Annotated in this window: 22 protein-coding genes; 11 read left to right on the forward strand and 11 right to left on the reverse strand. The window is 39.2% G+C overall.

The features are described from left to right. Positions 1 to 34: 34 nt before the first annotated feature. Genes accC through aroQ form a run of 3 tightly spaced genes read right to left on the reverse strand, consistent with a single transcriptional unit; the run spans position 35 to position 2,312 of the window. The gene (gene accC, locus G5T77_RS05150; protein WP_159122960.1) at positions 35 to 1,405 is read right to left on the reverse strand and encodes an acetyl-CoA carboxylase biotin carboxylase subunit; all 1,371 of its coding nucleotides are present in this window, start codon (positions 1,403 to 1,405) and stop codon (positions 35 to 37) included. A gap of 18 nt (positions 1,406 to 1,423) precedes the next feature. Further along, positions 1,424 to 1,840, reverse strand: coding sequence for an acetyl-CoA carboxylase biotin carboxyl carrier protein (gene accB / locus G5T77_RS05155; protein ID WP_004785952.1), 417 nt, complete (start codon positions 1,838 to 1,840; stop codon positions 1,424 to 1,426). 16 nt (positions 1,841 to 1,856) lie between these two features. Next, positions 1,857 to 2,312: a type II 3-dehydroquinate dehydratase gene (gene aroQ / locus G5T77_RS05160; protein WP_004785950.1), complete on the reverse strand. Its 456-nt coding sequence runs from the start codon at positions 2,310 to 2,312 to the stop codon at positions 1,857 to 1,859. 1,033 nt (positions 2,313 to 3,345) lie between these two features. Here aroQ and ybaK point away from each other — a divergent pair. The 3 genes from ybaK (at position 3,346) to G5T77_RS05175 (ending at position 5,823) form a co-directional block, all read left to right on the forward strand. Continuing rightward, positions 3,346 to 3,813 (forward strand): Cys-tRNA(Pro) deacylase, encoded by a 468-nt coding sequence (ybaK, locus tag G5T77_RS05165; protein ID WP_159122961.1) that lies wholly within the window; start codon positions 3,346 to 3,348, stop codon positions 3,811 to 3,813. Between the two features lie 209 nt (positions 3,814 to 4,022). Then, positions 4,023 to 5,276: a YncE family protein gene (locus tag G5T77_RS05170; protein ID WP_034705621.1), complete on the forward strand. Its 1,254-nt coding sequence runs from the start codon at positions 4,023 to 4,025 to the stop codon at positions 5,274 to 5,276. Between the two features lie 64 nt (positions 5,277 to 5,340). Next, entirely contained in the window at positions 5,341 to 5,823 is a 483-nt protein-coding gene (locus tag G5T77_RS05175) for a hypothetical protein (protein WP_166135507.1), read from the forward strand. Between the two features lie 111 nt (positions 5,824 to 5,934). On the opposite strand, the gene G5T77_RS05180 is transcribed toward G5T77_RS05175, so the two are convergent. From G5T77_RS05180 to tusD, 4 genes are read right to left on the reverse strand one after another with little or no spacing between them, the layout of a single operon-like run. After that, complete coding sequence (locus tag G5T77_RS05180; RefSeq protein ID WP_005235445.1) at positions 5,935 to 6,246, reverse strand: TusE/DsrC/DsvC family sulfur relay protein; 312 nt, start codon at positions 6,244 to 6,246, stop codon at positions 5,935 to 5,937. Between the two features lie 14 nt (positions 6,247 to 6,260). Continuing rightward, positions 6,261 to 6,545 (reverse strand): DsrH/TusB family sulfur metabolism protein, encoded by a 285-nt coding sequence (locus G5T77_RS05185; protein ID WP_166135502.1) that lies wholly within the window; start codon positions 6,543 to 6,545, stop codon positions 6,261 to 6,263. Between the two features lie 17 nt (positions 6,546 to 6,562). Beyond that, on the reverse strand, positions 6,563 to 6,913 hold the full coding sequence (locus tag G5T77_RS05190; RefSeq protein WP_166135498.1) for a hypothetical protein: 351 nt from the start codon (positions 6,911 to 6,913) through the stop codon (positions 6,563 to 6,565). A 44-nt stretch (positions 6,914 to 6,957) separates the two neighbouring features. Then, positions 6,958 to 7,326 carry a sulfurtransferase complex subunit TusD gene (gene tusD / locus G5T77_RS05195; protein WP_166135495.1) on the reverse strand — a complete coding sequence of 123 codons (369 nt, stop codon included), beginning with the start codon at positions 7,324 to 7,326 and terminating at the stop codon, positions 6,958 to 6,960. A gap of 69 nt (positions 7,327 to 7,395) precedes the next feature. On the opposite strand from tusD, the gene G5T77_RS05200 reads away from it, so the two are divergent. The 7 genes from G5T77_RS05200 to G5T77_RS05230 all read left to right on the forward strand — a co-directional run bounded on the left by G5T77_RS05200 (position 7,396) and on the right by G5T77_RS05230 (position 13,084). Continuing rightward, a complete protein-coding gene (locus G5T77_RS05200; RefSeq protein WP_166135492.1) occupies positions 7,396 to 8,406 on the forward strand; it encodes an NAD-dependent epimerase/dehydratase family protein in 1,011 nt (336 codons plus the stop codon). Positions 8,407 to 8,545: 139 nt separating this feature from the next. Next, positions 8,546 to 9,940, forward strand: a complete 1,395-nt coding sequence (fumC, locus tag G5T77_RS05205; RefSeq protein ID WP_166135489.1) for a class II fumarate hydratase — start codon at positions 8,546 to 8,548, stop codon at positions 9,938 to 9,940. A gap of 236 nt (positions 9,941 to 10,176) precedes the next feature. Next, positions 10,177 to 10,350: a hypothetical protein gene (locus G5T77_RS05210; protein WP_166135486.1), complete on the forward strand. Its 174-nt coding sequence runs from the start codon at positions 10,177 to 10,179 to the stop codon at positions 10,348 to 10,350. A gap of 339 nt (positions 10,351 to 10,689) precedes the next feature. Continuing rightward, on the forward strand, positions 10,690 to 11,181 hold the full coding sequence (locus G5T77_RS05215) for a hypothetical protein (RefSeq protein ID WP_005235543.1): 492 nt from the start codon (positions 10,690 to 10,692) through the stop codon (positions 11,179 to 11,181). Between the two features lie 419 nt (positions 11,182 to 11,600). After that, positions 11,601 to 12,203: a nitroreductase family protein gene (locus G5T77_RS05220; RefSeq protein ID WP_125279641.1), complete on the forward strand. Its 603-nt coding sequence runs from the start codon at positions 11,601 to 11,603 to the stop codon at positions 12,201 to 12,203. Positions 12,204 to 12,334: 131 nt separating this feature from the next. Next, positions 12,335 to 12,700 (forward strand): hypothetical protein, encoded by a 366-nt coding sequence (locus G5T77_RS05225; protein ID WP_034706678.1) that lies wholly within the window; start codon positions 12,335 to 12,337, stop codon positions 12,698 to 12,700. 15 nt (positions 12,701 to 12,715) lie between these two features. Next, a complete protein-coding gene (locus G5T77_RS05230; protein WP_166135483.1) occupies positions 12,716 to 13,084 on the forward strand; it encodes a hypothetical protein in 369 nt (122 codons plus the stop codon). A gap of 34 nt (positions 13,085 to 13,118) precedes the next feature. Here the strand turns inward: G5T77_RS05230 and G5T77_RS05235 are convergent, their stop codons facing one another. The 3 genes from G5T77_RS05235 to G5T77_RS05245 form a co-directional block, all read right to left on the reverse strand. Next, on the reverse strand, positions 13,119 to 13,400 hold the full coding sequence (locus G5T77_RS05235; RefSeq protein ID WP_166135480.1) for a damage-inducible protein J: 282 nt from the start codon (positions 13,398 to 13,400) through the stop codon (positions 13,119 to 13,121). A 525-nt stretch (positions 13,401 to 13,925) separates the two neighbouring features. After that, positions 13,926 to 14,396, reverse strand: a complete 471-nt coding sequence (locus G5T77_RS05240; protein WP_166135477.1) for a transposase family protein — start codon at positions 14,394 to 14,396, stop codon at positions 13,926 to 13,928. Beyond that, positions 14,344 to 14,739: a transposase family protein gene (locus G5T77_RS05245; protein WP_079281082.1), complete on the reverse strand. Its 396-nt coding sequence runs from the start codon at positions 14,737 to 14,739 to the stop codon at positions 14,344 to 14,346. Before G5T77_RS05245 ends, G5T77_RS05240 begins: the two co-directional genes overlap by 53 nt. A 261-nt stretch (positions 14,740 to 15,000) precedes the next feature. On the opposite strand from G5T77_RS05245, the gene G5T77_RS05250 reads away from it, so the two are divergent. After that, on the forward strand, positions 15,001 to 15,768 hold the full coding sequence (locus G5T77_RS05250; protein ID WP_166135474.1) for an alpha/beta fold hydrolase: 768 nt from the start codon (positions 15,001 to 15,003) through the stop codon (positions 15,766 to 15,768). A gap of 37 nt (positions 15,769 to 15,805) precedes the next feature. Here the strand turns inward: G5T77_RS05250 and G5T77_RS05255 are convergent, their stop codons facing one another. Next, the gene (locus tag G5T77_RS05255; RefSeq protein ID WP_166135471.1) at positions 15,806 to 16,759 is read right to left on the reverse strand and encodes a M15 family metallopeptidase; all 954 of its coding nucleotides are present in this window, start codon (positions 16,757 to 16,759) and stop codon (positions 15,806 to 15,808) included. Positions 16,760 to 16,946: the final 187 nt, after the last annotated feature.

A 16,946-nucleotide genomic window follows, 5' to 3' on the forward strand; every position in this document is an offset into this window, starting at 1 on the left:
ATTCAGCGGTTTTTTTATTAGATCAATTACTGGATCAAGCTTTTTCTTTGTCTTCAGCACCTTCAAGCTGCTTCAACAAATGTTTTTCCAGATAGTGAATATCCATCGCCTGTTCACAGAAATTTTCATCCTGAAGAATCAGATCTTTGTGTAATGGGATATTGGTTTTCACACCTGTCAGAATCATTTCATCCAAGGCCTGTTTCATACGTGCAATTGCAGTTTCACGGTCTTTACCATGGGCAATTAGCTTGGCAATCATTGAATCATAATACGGTGGGATGCTGTAACCTGGATAGATATGAGAGTCTAAACGGATACCTGCACCACCTGGCGCATAGAAAGTCTCGATTTTGCCTGGAGATGGCATAAAGTTCGATGGATCTTCTGCATTGATACGGCATTCGATCGCATGACCTTGAACACGTACATCTTCTTGCTGGATATCCAGACCTAAACCAGCCGCAATACGTAACTGCTGTTCAATGATGTCGATACCGGTGACCATTTCAGTCACAGGGTGTTCTACCTGAACACGGGTGTTCATTTCGATAAAGAAGAATTCGCCTTCTTCAAACAGGAACTCGAATGTACCGGCACCACGATATTGCATCAATTTACAAGCATTGACACAGGCCTCAAGAATGTCAGCACGAGCCTGTTCTGGCAGGTTAGGCGCTGGCGCTTCTTCAAGTACTTTCTGGTGACGACGCTGTAAAGAACAGTCACGGTCATATAAATGGATCGCATGACCATTACCATCGCCTAGAACCTGTACTTCGACGTGACGCGGTTTTTGCAGGAAACGTTCCATATAAACCGTGTCATCACCAAACCACATTTCAGCATCACGCTGAGCGGCTTGTACTGATTCAAGCAGGGTATCCACACGTTCTACGATACGCATACCACGACCACCACCGCCGGAAGCCGCTTTCACGATGAGCGGGAAACCAATTTCTTTGGCTTCAGCAAGCGCATTGTGAATCGTCACGGCATGATCGCAGCCAGGTACAGTTGGTACACCCGCTTTTTTCATGGCAATAATCGCAGAAACCTTGTTCCCCATCAGGCGAATATGTTCTGGACGTGGACCAATGAAGATAAAACCAGAACTTTCTACGATTTCAGCAAATTCAGCATTTTCAGATAAAAAGCCATAACCAGGGTGGATGGCATCTGCACTGGTGATTTCAGCGGCTGTAATTAAGGCTGGAATATTCAGGTAACTGTCGCTGCTCGCGCCCGGACCGATACACACGGCTTCATCACAGAAACGTAAATGCATCAGGTCTTTGTCAGCGTCTGAATAGACACCGACGGTTTTAATTCCTAAAGTTTTGCAAGCTCGGGCGATGCGCAAGGCGATCTCACCTCGGTTTGCAATTAAAACTTTTTGCAACATTATGAATCCCCGAAGTGATTAGGCGCGGTAACGGAAAAGTGGCTGACCAAACTGAATCACTTCACCATTTTTCACCAGAATTTCTTCAATCACGCCGCTTTGAGTTGCTTCAATCGGGTTCATGATTTTCATTGCTTCAATGATACCCAGTGTTTCGCCAGCAGAAACAGTTTGGCCAATTTTTACAAAAGGTGCTTCGCCTGGGCTTGGAGCCGCATAGAACACGCCAACCATTGGAGATTTTTCAACTGCACCACGAGGAGATTTAGCTGCAGGGACGTCAGCTGCAGGTGCAGGCATTGCAGGAACAGCTGCTGCAACTACTGGATTACGACGAGTCAGAGCAATCGACTGATCACCTTCCTTAACTTCAATCGCCTGTAAGTCAGATTCAATCATCAAATCGATGAGCTTCTTGATTTTACGGATATCCATGAGACAGTATTCCTAATTAAGATTGTTTAGAAGATTGTATTTTTTCAATGACATAGTCGAGTGCGGCAGCATAGCCTTTTGCACCTAGACCACAGATCACGCCAATAGCTTTATCGGATAGATATGAATGATGTCGGAATGCCTCACGTGCATGGACGTTAGACAGGTGGACTTCAATAAACGGGATTGCCACGCCAAGAAGTGCATCACGAACTGCAACTGAGGTATGTGTCAGGGCAGCAGGATTAATAATGATATATTGCACGCCGTCTTGTTGGGCTTGATGAATTCGGTCAACAATTGCGCCTTCCCAGTTGCTCTGGAAAGTGTCAAGTTGTAAAGTAGCTTTTTCAGCCTGAGCAGTGAGCTGCTGATTAATATCTTCTAGAGTTAAATAACCATAAACTTCGGGTTCGCGCTTTCCTAGCAAATTTAAATTCGGTCCATGAATAACCAAAATGGTCGAAGTCATCTATGGTGCTCCAGTTAAAAAGTTTCAGGATAGGTTTGCAAGATGTCTACAAACTTCGCCTATTATGGCATGAATTCCTACATTATTTTTATAATTTCTTTGAATTGACATAGAAAAGCATGTACCACGCAGTGGCCATATAATGAAAACTTTGCAAGCATTTAGCAATGTTCAAAACTACCAAATCTTCGTCTTTTACATCATTTTTATATTTTAGATGAATTGGCTGAATTGTTACATTTATGCTGTGTAAGTTAGACCTCAATGTTTATTCATAATTCTTTTAAATTGAGTGTTTATTCGGCAATGGCTGGTCAAAAATAAAAATTATTACTCGAAGTCTCTGCTCATATCAAAAATTGTGGTGATCGGTAAAAGACCGGATTTTCATTAGATTTTTGAATGAATCAGAATTTTATTCTATTCATTATTCTGTAAACTAAAATATCAAACTTGGAATAAAAATCAAAAAGTTATTTGATAAATGGTATGAAGTGAAGTTTAGTATTAAATGGGTTTTATGTCGCTAGTAAAGCAAGTCACACATTATTTTTCTGCAAAAAGAGATAGGCTCATTGCTACTGAACATTGGCTAAATGATACTGGCCGTAAAAGTAAAATTAAAAACTTATGATTCTTCATTAATCTTTTACTGGCCTCATCTAATATTGACGAATGTGCTCAATTTTCTAAAGCTTACCTTTATTTGTAATTCTTTATGTTCGCTCAATAACATTGGCAAAATGGCACTTCATGTATAGGCGTTGTTATTCATCTGAATGTTGCCTATGTTTTTAAATGATGAATTTTTAAGCTTAAGAACAAGATGGTATGCGGAATTACAATGATAAATGGGATAGTTAAGTTCAGTTAAAGTGCAATATGAATAGATATTCTGGATTAAAAGCTAATGGTATCTGATTGTATTTTGAACACATATTGATTATATAAGCTATTCAGAATCACAGAATAAAACCCAAGCAGACTTGATAAGCTATAATGAAGATCCCGTCAAAATACTATCGAAGCTGTTATGACACCTGCATGCAAATTATTAAAATCTCAAAAAATTGAATATAGCATTCACGAATATGAACATGATGCCAATGCCAAAAGCTTTGGTTTGGAAGCAGCAGAAAAGTTAGGGCTGGCAGTAGAAGAAGTATTTAAAACCTTATTGGTCACAGATGAGAAGCAGTATTTTGTAGCAGTTCTTCCAGTCAACCATCAGTTAAACCTGAAAAAAGTAGCATCAGCCTTTGGTTGTAAAAAGCTACAAATGGCTGATCCCAAACAGGCAGAACGTCTAACCGGTTATCTTGTCGGTGGGATTAGTCCGGTTGGGCAGAAAAAACGCTTAAAAACTGTCATTGATGCATCTGCAGAACAGCTGAATAAAATCTATGTCAGTGGGGGTAAACGCGGTCTGGATATTGGTTTAAAACCTGCGGACCTAGCTAAGGTTCTAGATGCTCAATTCGTTGATGTATTGGATGTCTAAAGTTCAAAGCATTTTTTAATAAAACTATCTTACTGAGAAGCGTTCATATCAATGGACGCTTCAACTTTTCTGGATTCTTATCTTTCTATTCTGTCGGAAAATTCAGCATAGTTTTTTCTTCATTGTATAGTGGATGATTGAGATCCACGGCCTGACTGTGGATTGAACAAAGATAAAAACAATAAAATAGAAAATATGGAGAATACCGCATGGAAATCCAGAAAAAACGATTATCACGGTTCTGTATGAGCTTGTCCGCGATGGCCATGCTCTCAGTCTTTTCAACTGCACAGGCAGATTCGTCTACCTTGCCTCAACCGCCCAATTCCCAGCAAGTTTTCTTTGTGGGTAATAACTGGGATGGAACAGTTACAGTGATTCGATCTTCAGGTGACTTTGGCAAGGTTGGTGTGATCAACATGATTCCTGATCGTAAGGAGCGTCTGAAAGAGATTCACCTCAATCCCATTAAACTGATTGCCTATACCTATATTCAAGCTACTGCGGGTGAAGGTAATGATCAGCTGGTCGACGATATGTATTCCACGCCAGATGGACAGTCAGTGGTCGCATCCCGTCCAAGTTTTGCCGATGTGGTCTCTATCAACATCAAGACAGGCAAAATTAACTGGCGTACTCCAGTTGAAGGCTTCCGCGCGGATCATATGGCAGTTTCACCAGATGGCCAGCGTGTCGCGGTTTCCGCATCTTCCGGAAATGTGGTGCATGTACTGGATATTCATACTGGTAAGGAACTTGGTCGATTTGCGACGGGTGATAAACCGCATGAAAATATCTACTTTGATAATGGCAGAAAAATTCTGAACTCGGCCATTGGTAATGTAGAAACCTCTCTTGATGCGCAGTGGCAGGATTTCACCAAGGGTAAACGCTATATCACCATTGCAGATGCCAATACCCATCAGGTGCTTAAGAAAATTGACTTTAGACCGGCATTGGATGCGTTTGGTCGAAAAGATTTATCTAATTCAGTGCGGCCGATGGTCTTTAGCAAGGATGAAAGTAAACTCTATGCTCAGGTATCATTTTTTAATGGTTTGATTGAGTATGACTTAAACCAGAATAAAGTGACCCGTATTGGGCAGTTGCCAGGTAGCGATAGCATTCCCAAAGATCGTACTAAATGGGTGAATGATTCCCGCCATCATGGCCTGTCGATCAGTGCAGACGGTGAGAAGCTCTGTGTTGCGGGCACGATGGATAATTACGCCACTATTGTTGATCGTCAGAGTCTGACTGCCGGAAAATTGATTCCTGCAGGTAAACCATACTGGGCTACCCGAAGTCCGGATGGCCGTAGCTGTATCATTTCAGAAAGTGAAACGGATGTGGTGACCGTAATTGATTTCGCGACAGGCAATAAAGTGACCAGTGTACCTGTAGGCAATCATCCACAGCGTGTCCGGATCGGTTATGCCCCAGCAGACTGGTCTACACCGTAGCAAATAATGGCTTAAAAAGAGCAATGTGTTATGAACGTTGCTCTAAGCATTGTAGGTGGCATATATGAGGAACAAAACACTTACTTTATATCTGCTGGCGGGAATGTTATTAACCGGTATTCTGGTTGGGATTGCTTATCAGGTTCATAAGGATATCTATAAGGCAGAGTTCAATATACTGAAACCTGATGATCAGATGACTTTTCCAGCAAAGTCACTGATTACTTCGAATTTAAATCCTAAAACAGCTGTACCGGCAAGAACGGCTGGACACCCGGAAGTGGATTCTGAACAGCAGGTCTTATTACAACAGAGAGAGCAGCTTTATCTGGATTTTACCCAAATGATGAATGGTTTAAGTCAAGGCGAGAAGCCAGATGAACGCCAGCTGGATCGTTTGCTGGTACAGCAGCAGAATCTGGTAAATGCTCAGGTCGTTGCTCCGGAAGAAGCGAGAGCTCAAATAGAATTTTTACAGAAAGTTTTGCCTGAAATCTCTTCACAGCTTGATCAAGCTTTAAATGCTTTAGATCAGAATGGTTTTTAACCTTCCTTAGTTAAAAGTTTTATTTAGCCGTGAATACAGATCATAGATAAGCTTAATAAGAAAAAGCCCGTTAAAACGGGCTTTTTCTTCATTCATATTTTAGATTAAAACTTATAAGCAGTTCGCCGGTTTCGGGATACCAGCCAGTCGGCTTAAATGGCGTGCCACCAGACCTGTATTAAACTTTTCCTGTAATAAGGCATTGTTAATTTCCGGGCTGACTGTCTTCATCAAAAACTTAATTAGCGGGCGGGTTGCAGGAGAATGCCCAAACTGCTGATAAAATTGACGGACTGCCTGTAGCACTTCAAAATGCCAAGGAGTAAGTTGAAGTTCCAGTGTATCTGCCAGTACTTGGGCAACGTCTTCATTCCAGATGGTGTAATCGACTAAATGACCATCTTGGTCCAGTTCTAGATTCATATGTGACTCATGGATTATTTCATTGAGATGCAACGACTAAATTTCAGACATAGATCTGCAAATTCGGAGTAGTCGAGTAAAGCAACATTTTCCGATAAAGGTGAGATCAGAATTTCTGCATCATTTCTTAGGATATAAACTTGCGGCAGTTGCTGTACGAAAGCATGATCCAGATACAGCACAGATTCTCCCATCAGGACCACCTGATCATCTGAAGCATGGAGCTGTGCTAACTGATCAAGGACTGGCGCCGTCGTTGCATAATCTGACTGGATCAGGTAAAGGGTTTGATCTGACATTTATTTATCCTTCGTCCTTACCAATACAATACGTGATCAAATTTTTGAACGAATTCTGAATTGAGTTCAATTAATTCAATTTCCTGTTCGCTTTGCTTTACAAAAGGAGAGTCCTGATTTTTCTGTTCAACCAGAATTGGGGTCAGGTCATAAAATTCGAAACTATCCACCAGATTTGAAGCCAGTTTAAAGGCATGTTTAAGCTGGTCAAACTGGAGTTCAGAACGTAAAAGACTCAAAGCAGCACCTTGTAATAGCACTTTAACTTCAGCGCTGAAGGTCGCCAGTACCATTGTAGCAGATAGGCTTTCATGCACCTGCAAGCTGTTTAGGTTGGCTTGGGTTAATATAACAAGTACAGATTTCACACAAGATTCCTTTTAAAAGCAACACATCCTGAAAAATGAAGCATCTAGAATTGAATTAGACGTTGTGAGGACTGAACAGCATCAGCAAGCTCGCCTAGACCGACCAATTCAAAACCATCAGCAAGATTATGTTGCTGAATATTGTGACGTTGAGCATTTTCCTGATCTGTAATCCCACGCGCTAAGGCTGCACTGACACAAACAGGTAAGCGGATCTTCAGATCCTGCCAGGAACGTGTGAGATGACGCTGGTCGTCGGGCACCCATTGCAATGCATTTGCGACCGACACGCCATCTTGATAGAAAAATACACGGAAAGCTTCCTGTTTATGTTGTAAAGCTTGGGCGAGTCCAAGCGCATGCCAGGCATAAATAGAAGTCGGTGCGGAGGTAACAAGAATTAAGGTGCTCATCGAAATTCACTACAGGCTTGATCAACGCGGGATGATGATCTTGGCTACAAAGAAAGTAGGTAGTATACAATGATTTTAGTGACGGGTGGTTTAGGCTTTTTAGGCTCACATATTGCTTTAAGTCTGATGGCACAAGGACTAGAGGTCATTGTGGTCGATAATCTGGCCAATGCCAGTCTACAGACCTTAGAACGCCTTGAATTTATTTCCGGCCGCTATGTGCCTTTTGTCAAAATTGATATCCGTAACACTCCAGCATTAAATAAAGTTTTTGAACAGAATTCAGTACAGGCTGTCATTCATACTGCCAGCTTTAAATCATTAGAAGAATCAGTTTTAAAACCACTTGAATATTATAATGATAATGTCAGCTGTATCATGAGCTTGATGCGTGCCATGCAGCGTACTGGAGTACGCAATCTGGTGCATTTGTCTTCATTGGCTGTATATGGCCATTCCGGAACGGATTTAAAAGAAGATCAGGCTTTCAATTACACTTATCCAAATCCTTATATTAAATCACAGCAGATGGTGGAAGAAATCATCCGGGATACTGCCAAGACGGATAATGAATGGCGTATTGCGATGTTACGTCTTTCCAATGTCGCGGGTGCTTTTGAAAATGGCATTTTAGGTGAATGGGTGCCACCTTTACCAAAGAATATTGTGCCTCTGGCCATGCAGGTGGGTGCGAAGCAGCGTGAATATCTGGAATTGCGCCGTCAGGCCAAGACCGAAGACTATACAGTAGAACGTAGTTTTCTACATGTGATGGATGTCTGTGATGCGGTATTCAAATCACTACATTGGCTTTCTCAACAGCAACAATGGACTTGCGAAGCCTTTAATATTGCTGGAGAGCTAATTTCAATGCAGACTTTGCTGGATCAGGTTGCAGAAGTCACCCAATCTGCTGTTCCTATAGTAGATGCTTTGCCATATCCACATGCCGAAATGGATCAACTGGGTGCTAATACGGATAAAGCCCAACAGTTGTTACATTGGCAGCCACGCTATACCTTAAGGAAAATGTTAGAGGATGAATGGTTGTTCTATCAGAATACGTTAAGAGGGCAGTGATTTAAAATCCTATAAGATAATTATTGATAATAATTATCATTTGCAAAATTAATCAAACTCATTAAGATGAATGAATAGGGTACAGCATTGAAGCTGCTGTCTAAATGAGTAAAACATGGAATAACAATTGAGGTTGAGCATGCAAACACGTATTGAACATGATACGATTGGAGAAGTCGCTGTACCGAGTGAAGCACTTTGGGGCGCACAAACTCAGCGTAGTCTACAGAACTTCAAGATTGGCAATGAGCATCTGCCGCGCGCTATGATTCGTGCCATGGGCTTGGTCAAGAAAGCAGCTGCAATCACCAATGCCGAGTTAAACCAGATTCCTCATGAGTTATCGACCTATATCATCGGTGCTGCGGATGAAGTGATTAGCGGTCAATGGGATAGCCAGTTCCCGCTAGTCGTATGGCAAACTGGTTCAGGCACGCAAAGTAACATGAACTGTAATGAAGTGATTGCCAATATTGCTAACCAGAAACTGGGCAATCCTTTAGGCGCACAAAAGCCTGTGCATCCAAATGACCATGTCAACCGCGCTCAATCGACCAATGATTCTTTTCCGACCGCGATTCATGTGGCAGCTAGCTTACAGATCAATGAACTGTTAATACCGGCAGTGACACGTTTACGTGATACCTTGCATGCTAAATCTCAGGAATTTGCCGAGATTGTAAAAATTGGTCGTACCCATCTTCAGGATGCCACACCTTTAACATTAGGTCAGGAATTCAGTGGATATGTCTCTCAACTGGATCATGCCTTGATTCGTCTGTATCAGGCTTTGCAAGGGTTATATGAACTGCCATTAGGCGGAACCGCCGTCGGTACAGGCCTCAATGCCCATCCAGATTACGCCGTTAAAGCCGCGGATACTCTAGCGGAATTAACAGGTTTACCTTTTGTCACCGCTCCTAATAAATTTGAAGCTTTGGCCGGCCGTGATGCAGCAGTTTTTGCTTCAGGTGCTTTAAAGACTTTAGCCGTTAGCCTGAATAAAATTGCCAATGATATTCGCTGGTTGGCGAGTGGACCACGTTGTGGTTTTGGTGAATTACGTATTCCTGAAAATGAACCGGGTTCAAGTATTATGCCGGGTAAGGTGAACCCGACTCAAAGTGAAGCCATGACTATGGTAGTTGCCCAAGTCTTAGGGAATGACACGACAATTAATGTGGCCGGTGCATCAGGGAATTTTGAGCTGAATGTCTTTATGCCAGTGATTGCTTATAACCTGTTGCAGTCTATTCAACTGCTTGGCGATGCATGTAACAGCTTTAACGATAACTGTGCAGTCGGAATCGAGCCTAACCGTGACAAGATTGAGCACTTCCTGCATGATTCATTAATGCTGGTCACTGCATTGAATCCAGTCATTGGTTATGAGAATGCAGCTAAAGTGGCCAAGACTGCCTATAAAGAAGGTAAAACCTTAAAACAGGTCGCAGTAGAACTCGGATTGGTAACTGCAGAACAGTTCGATCAGGTGGTTCGCCCTGAAAATATGGTGGCTCCAAACGTAAAATAAGTCTTCTAATTATGGTTAAATAATAAAGCCCTCTAAATGAGGGCTTTATAATATCTAAGGATTATTCATACAAATTTTAATAAAATCAATTGCACATGTTTTTTCTGGAAAATTCTCATTCAATTAAGCTTGCTTATTAAATGCTATGAACCATCTATCGTTCATGTTTTGACAGATATGCAATGAAGGATTACTAATAGAAATTCCCTGATAACTAGAAAAATGAGGTAAGGGTGATGACTGACTTTGATGATGATTTTGATTTGGACGAATCCTATCCAGATGAGGATTTATATCCAGATTATACAAAAAAGAAGTGTAGCAGCTGTAGCGGTACCGGCTATAACGTTGTGGAAGCTAAACAGTGTATCGAATGTATGGGAACCGGCAAAACTGGTGAGATAGATTAACTCAAAATTATAAATATTTATTAAGCCTGCTCTATGAGTGGGCTTTTTTATTCTCCTCATCAGAAGTTCTTAATTTTATAGATTCATGAGCAAATAAAAGAAAGAATCTAAAATTACGGGTGAAATCGTATTAGAAGGATGGTTAGAGATAACTATTGAAGTTTTTTTAGTGCTAAAGCCTATCCTCATGGCTTCTCATACCGAATTAACATTGAATAAGCGTATATAGCTGCTAAAATGCAGTTCGTTTTTACTGCTGTTTTTTCGTTTATTCAGCATGAGTTTCTATGGCTTATGAATAAACATCCATAAAATGGCAGGTTGTTTAAGGAAAATTTAATGCTTGATATTTATTTAACAGATGTTCAAAAAAAGGTTCAATTCAAGGATTATCCAGGTGAGCATCCTGTTAAATTTATTCTGAATTTTAAAAAGATTTTTCCAAGTGTAATGGAACTTCTTTTACCTGTTCTCCCGGAAAATGAAAATCTTGATGAAATGACCTGGGAATCAACCACTCAGGACTTTGAGACATTTCAGATGTTATTAACAGGGTGGGGCATTATTGAATTGCGTTTAAATGCGATCACCCAGTATAAAGATAAGACATTTGCAGATCAGTTGGTGAAAGAGGCGCAGCAAAAACGCAGAGAATATCAGAAGAAACATCTTAAGCTTTCTAGTGTGGATCTGGATTATCTATTTATGCATGATGTGCATGGCTTGATTGATGCTGAACTGGTAGAACTAGGTGAAAAATTCTATTTACCAACCTTACGTGATCTTTGGAAAAATAAAGTCTCTGCTCAAGTGCTTAATGCTAAATTCTAAGAAAATTTAAGCTGATTCATTCAATTTCATCCTCCAAATTGGGGGATGATTTTTTTATAGCGATTTCTAAGGATTGACATTTCCCTTATAACAGTAAATAGCCTAAGTAAATTTCTATATTTATCATCAAAACAGCTTTCTGCTACATCATTGAACATGGTGACTTATTTTAAAACAGAAATTGGATCAGAAAAGGGCATTTATTTTATCGTTTGATAAAAAATAAATTAAAAAACTATTCTTTATCAAAAGAATATATAAAGATATTACTTTAATAATATAGCTATTCCAGTCATATTTTTTTAAGCTATCAGTACTAATGAGTAAATGAATCACAGAATTCTTATTCATTAGATTTCCTTCATAAAAATAAGTGAAGGTTCCAGTTTTCCCGAAGATATATCCAAGGATTTAACCGAATGTCGAATCAGTTTTTAGATTTAATTACAAAACGCCGTACTATTTATGCCATTGGTAAAAATGTAGAGCAGTCTCCTGAATATTTAACTGATTTGATTCAAAATGCGATCAAGCAAAGTCCGTCATCTTTTAACTCACAATCATCTCGCGCCGTTATTTTATTCAATGGCGAACATGAAAAATTCTGGGGCTTTGTCGCTGATAAATTAAAAAGCTATGCCAAAGATGAAGAAAGTGCTGCAAAAACGACTGCAAAAATGGCAACCTTTGCTGCAGGTACGGGTACAGTTTTATTCTTTGAAGATCAAAATGTAGTAAAAGGCTTGCAAGAGCAATTCCCATCTTATGCCGAGAATTTCCCAATCTGGGCAGAACATTCAACTGCTATTGCTCAGTTCTCTACCTGGACAGCGTTGCATACTGAAGGCCTGGGTGCATCTTTACAACACTATAATCCGATTGTAGATGAGCAGGTTCATGCAGAATGGGGTATTCCAGAAAACTGGAAACTTCGTGCTCAACTGGTATTTGGTTCAGTTGAAGGTGAAGCGCGTGCGAAAGATTATCTGGAAGATGATCAACGCTTCAAAGTTTTCCAATAAGCTTAATTTCCGATCTGTCTTTAATCATTTTTAAGGACAGATCTTCAGGTTGTTTATAAAAATACGCATTAGATTTTTTAAAACTAGGCTAAACTAAAGCGGTATTTAAAGAATTTAATGAGTCAAACCGAATGTCGAAAAACACGCAGAAGTTATCACCATTACAGGAACTGATTGCAGAGCAGAAATTGCTGTGTGAAGAGGTCGGTTCTGCTTATGTAGAAGTAAGTGGTGATGATGTCGTTGCAGTGGCTGTACATACCCTGAAGCAGGATCCAATTGTCGGAATCCGTAGAAAGCCTGAGACAGAAGAAAATATTAGCTGGTATATTTATGGTGGTGAACTGGCTTCAAATGAAGATGCTTTTGAAACCATGACTGTGCGTGAGTTACAGGATATCGCCCCTGAAGTTTTACCTTATCTGGCTTTAGAGCAGGGCTACCGCTTCATGATTGATGCAGATGATTATGAAGATGTCTGGAAAGAAGAAAACTAAAAGAAGACCTTCGAAATGATCAAATCCTCATCTTTAATATGTACTTTCTTTATTTGCATGCAATTGAACAATATGGCTTTTGCCGAAAAGCTTTCACAAGCGGATTATGATCAGTTTATTGCTATGCAAACAAAAATAGTCAATGAAACCAAACATATTTTAGATGATCCAGATCAGAATGCTGATGCACAAAGTCAACGTCAGGCATTCTGCCAGCGTTTAACGGCTTATGAAGAGATTCAAAAAGTTTCTGAAGAAAATCATGAACTCAATATGGCGTCCACAATGGCGATGATTGCTAAAAGCTTTCTGGATCGACAAGCACAGAGCATGAATAATTCAGGTATGACCACCGCAGTATTTTGTAAGAGTAGGGAAGTGTAATTAAGCTATAAAAGCAAGAGCATTGTCTTGAGTTTTAATAGCCACCATCATCATTTAAAAATGCATCCTTCTGTTCTGGAATGGAAACTTTGACAGTTGGAATAGAGTAACTCGCTGCTGTTAATCGAGCTATATTGAAATCCTTAGTTCCTACTTGAGGAGTAATAGGTATTTGACTTGTTCGAACAATTTCACCATAAACTATCGTGATCAATTCTGCTGGAGTTAAACCCGCTTCTGCTATTACACATTCTGCTGATTCAACAACGTCTTGTTCCACTAAGAATTCAATGCTTTTTTTAACTAAATTGTTCATAAGATAGCCTTAGAATACATTTTATACACTACTTTAAACTATCAGATATGAAGCATATAGAAGCTAATGAAATTAAATATTCATATCTTATTTAGGGATGTTGGCCTGAATGAAGGTATATGAATCAAAAGGGTAGGGCCAAAAAATTAGCTCGTTTTTTCGACTCTCAGCTTGCTTATAAAATGCATAAATACTCTGATACGTAGCATAAGGATTTCAGTGCTTTTTAAATTACTCATTAAACAAACTTTATAAAAATCTATTTATATACAAATTTTACCGGGTAAATATCAGCTACTTTTGAAATTTATTAAGAAATATTAAATATTTATATGTTTCTTTTTTACTCAAACGAAGGGCGGTAAAATCATTGCACGCTAAAATAGCCTAAGCAATTTTCTACTTTATATTTATTCTCGCAAAATCCATATCCCATAACTAAAACTTAATACCAAATAAACCTCTAAAACTCGTATATTTCCTAAAAATTTTAAAATATTTTTTTTATTAGATTTCTTTCATAAGTCATTTTTCACTCAGCTCCAAGTTATAAATTCCAGCAATTAGATTGAATCTTAATGCTAGTCTTTTGCCTCGATTGCGATATCGCTCAGCAAGAATTTTGAAGGTTTTCAAACTGCCAAATACATGCTCAATTCCAATTCTTCTTTTATTGATTTCCTGATTATAGATTTTTAGTTCGGAATCCAGTTTACAGCGCTTCTTTGCTTTTAATGGCAACAAGCTATTTGGATACACTGTATAAATTCCCTGATAACCCTTATCCGCAAGGATAAATGTACCTGCAGGAATCTGATTCAAGTTACGTTTGAAGAGTTCGAAATCATGTACGGCACCACGACTCGTACATAAACTCAGGATTTTTTGAGTTTGATAATGAATGATGGCCTGTACTTTGAAAGTGTGGGTCTTTTTCTTGCCGCTATAGCTTTTCTTCTGTTTTTTTAGGCCTTTGGATTGGAATTTCCGTGGCATCCACGATCACAACATTCCAGTCGATGCCTTCGCCCTCGGGTAAATCTTTGGGTAAATTAAACAGATTGGACCGAATCAGGCAGTCTTCAACATGACGGACAATTCTTGAGGCTGTGGGCTCTGAAACCCCGTAACTCGTCGCAACGTGAAATAAGGTTCGGTATTCCCGCCAATAGCTTAGACAGAGCAGAACCTGGTCTTCCAGGCTTAACTTGGGCGGTCTGCCTTTGGCAGGGACATGTTTCTTCAATTGCTCAACCATTAAATCAAAGGTTGACCATGAGATGCCTGTGTATCGCTTGAACTGAGGATCAGAAAGCTTGTTTGAATCGATGTATTTCATCCGCAGATTATGCATGAATGCCAAGAAATCTGGAGTGCAAATATTAACCAAAAAGAAGATCGTTTTTTGATTTATGAAAGAGATCTATTAATGATCTAGTGTGACACTCAATTATGAGCAGATATTGCAATTTAGCCTAAGCAGATTTTACTTCTATCAAAATAGCCTAAGCAAAATTTTAAATTATGTCATTGGCAATTGATTAACTTCCAATATAACTCCACTATTAACACCTAACATAGGAAATCACGGAATTCTCAAATGATCCTGAATTATCAAATACAAACCCATGAAACATCAACTTTAGCCCCAATGGTATTTATTCACGGTTTATTTGGTAGTTTAAGTAATTTAGGTATGTTAGCCCGACATTTTTCAGAGCAGGCAACTACGATTCAAATTGATGTCAGAAATCATGGTTTATCTGGCCATTCTGATGAAGTGAATTATCAAATCATGGCCGAAGATATTTTAGAAACTTTAGCCAGTTTAAATATTAAAAAATTTATTGCAGTCGGGCATTCAATGGGCGGAAAAATTGCCATGAAGCTGGCAGACCTGGCGTCTGATCTGATTGAAAAACTGGTTGTATTAGATATCACGCCAATTCAATATCAAGAAAATCATCATTCTGAAATATTTAAAGCCTTGTTTGCAGTCCAACAGGCGCAAGTCGCTTCACGAAATGAAGCAGCAAAAATTATGCGTGAATATATTCAAGAAGAAATGGTCATCCAATTTCTTTTAAAATCATTCAATAAAGGGCAGTGGTTGTTTAATGTGCAAGCACTTTATAATCATTATGAAGATATTACTACATGGGAGAAGATAGAAAAAAATGAACTTCCAGCATTATTCTTAAGAGGTGGAAATTCATCATATATCTCTAAACCTGAACATTTTGAAGCCATCAATCAGCAGTTTATTCACGCACAGGTTGAAGTGATTGAAAATGCAGGGCACTGGCTACATGGTGAAAAGACGGCGGATGTTTTGAAGCATATGCAGAATTTTATTGATGAAAAATAAATTTTATTGATGAGCAGATGTATCTTCTGCTCATTCTTTATGGCTGGGATGTTATTGCATGAGTTTGCAACTGACTTTCATTTATTAATTGATAAGCCATTTCAGGAGTTTTCTTCAGACCAGGCATACGATATTCCGTATGTCCATAATCCTGAATGGACTTCCAACGCCCTCCCCAAGTGAGTCCAACTGACTCTGCGATCTGTCCATATAACTGGTAACCACGCATAGCCCATGGATCACGCTCACTAATTACTACTTTGCCATGACGCTTAAAAGCAATATCTGCAGCCAAACCAAACTGATGATAACTTTGAAAGCCTTTGGCTCGGGTAATATTACTATTGGTCGCCAGTGAGTTCTGTCTTTCTGGGCTCCGATACCCTTCAAGCAATATCAGTTCATAGCCATACTGTTCCTGCATGATTTTAAATACCATCAATAAACGCTGCTTAAAACGCGGATTCATCTTGTGCCATTTGCGATCAGCTTGATTCAGATCTTGATAGTGGTTTAAATGTATATCCTGAATATTAGAATTAAATCGTTGCGCTGAAATTACCGGTTGATGGACATATTGGTCTTCCTGCAAAGCTTCAAGAATGAGAGCTTCATCGACTTCTTCAGGTGGAGTCAAAATTTGACCTTCCAAAAGTGCATATATTTGCGGGTCGACTTTTTGTAAATAACGTGCCTCAGACATACTGGCAGAAACAGGCCGAGTCAAAGAAAACATCAGGATACTGATAAATAATATAGATCCTGCAATCAAGATCCACCATTGTTGTAAATACCAATGTGATTGTAGATAGTCTGGAGATCCAGCCAGTTTAAATTGATGTATAAATTGCTTAATTGTGATGAACTGTTTTTTAGTTTGTGGCAGCCATGCAATTAAAGAGTTCTGTATATACTGCCTAAGCTCATAGAATTGCATCAAAACCAAAATACAGCTGAGAAGAATAAAGCTGCTAATAATGATAAAAATCATCTAGCAGTCATCCCATTCGAGCAGTTTAATATTAGCTTGATATTAAAATATTCATAAATTAAAGCATTTTTTTCCAGTAAGAAATGGCACATTATTTGATATAAGCTGCTTTGTTTTATCTTCATTTTTATTTTAAGTTATTAGGGCGTGTTGACACTTTTAGCTTAAAAAATAGCGAAGTAGTAAA

It is taken from the genome of Acinetobacter sp. GFQ9D191M (assembly GCF_011174875.1).
Classification (GTDB): domain Bacteria; phylum Pseudomonadota; class Gammaproteobacteria; order Pseudomonadales; family Moraxellaceae; genus Acinetobacter.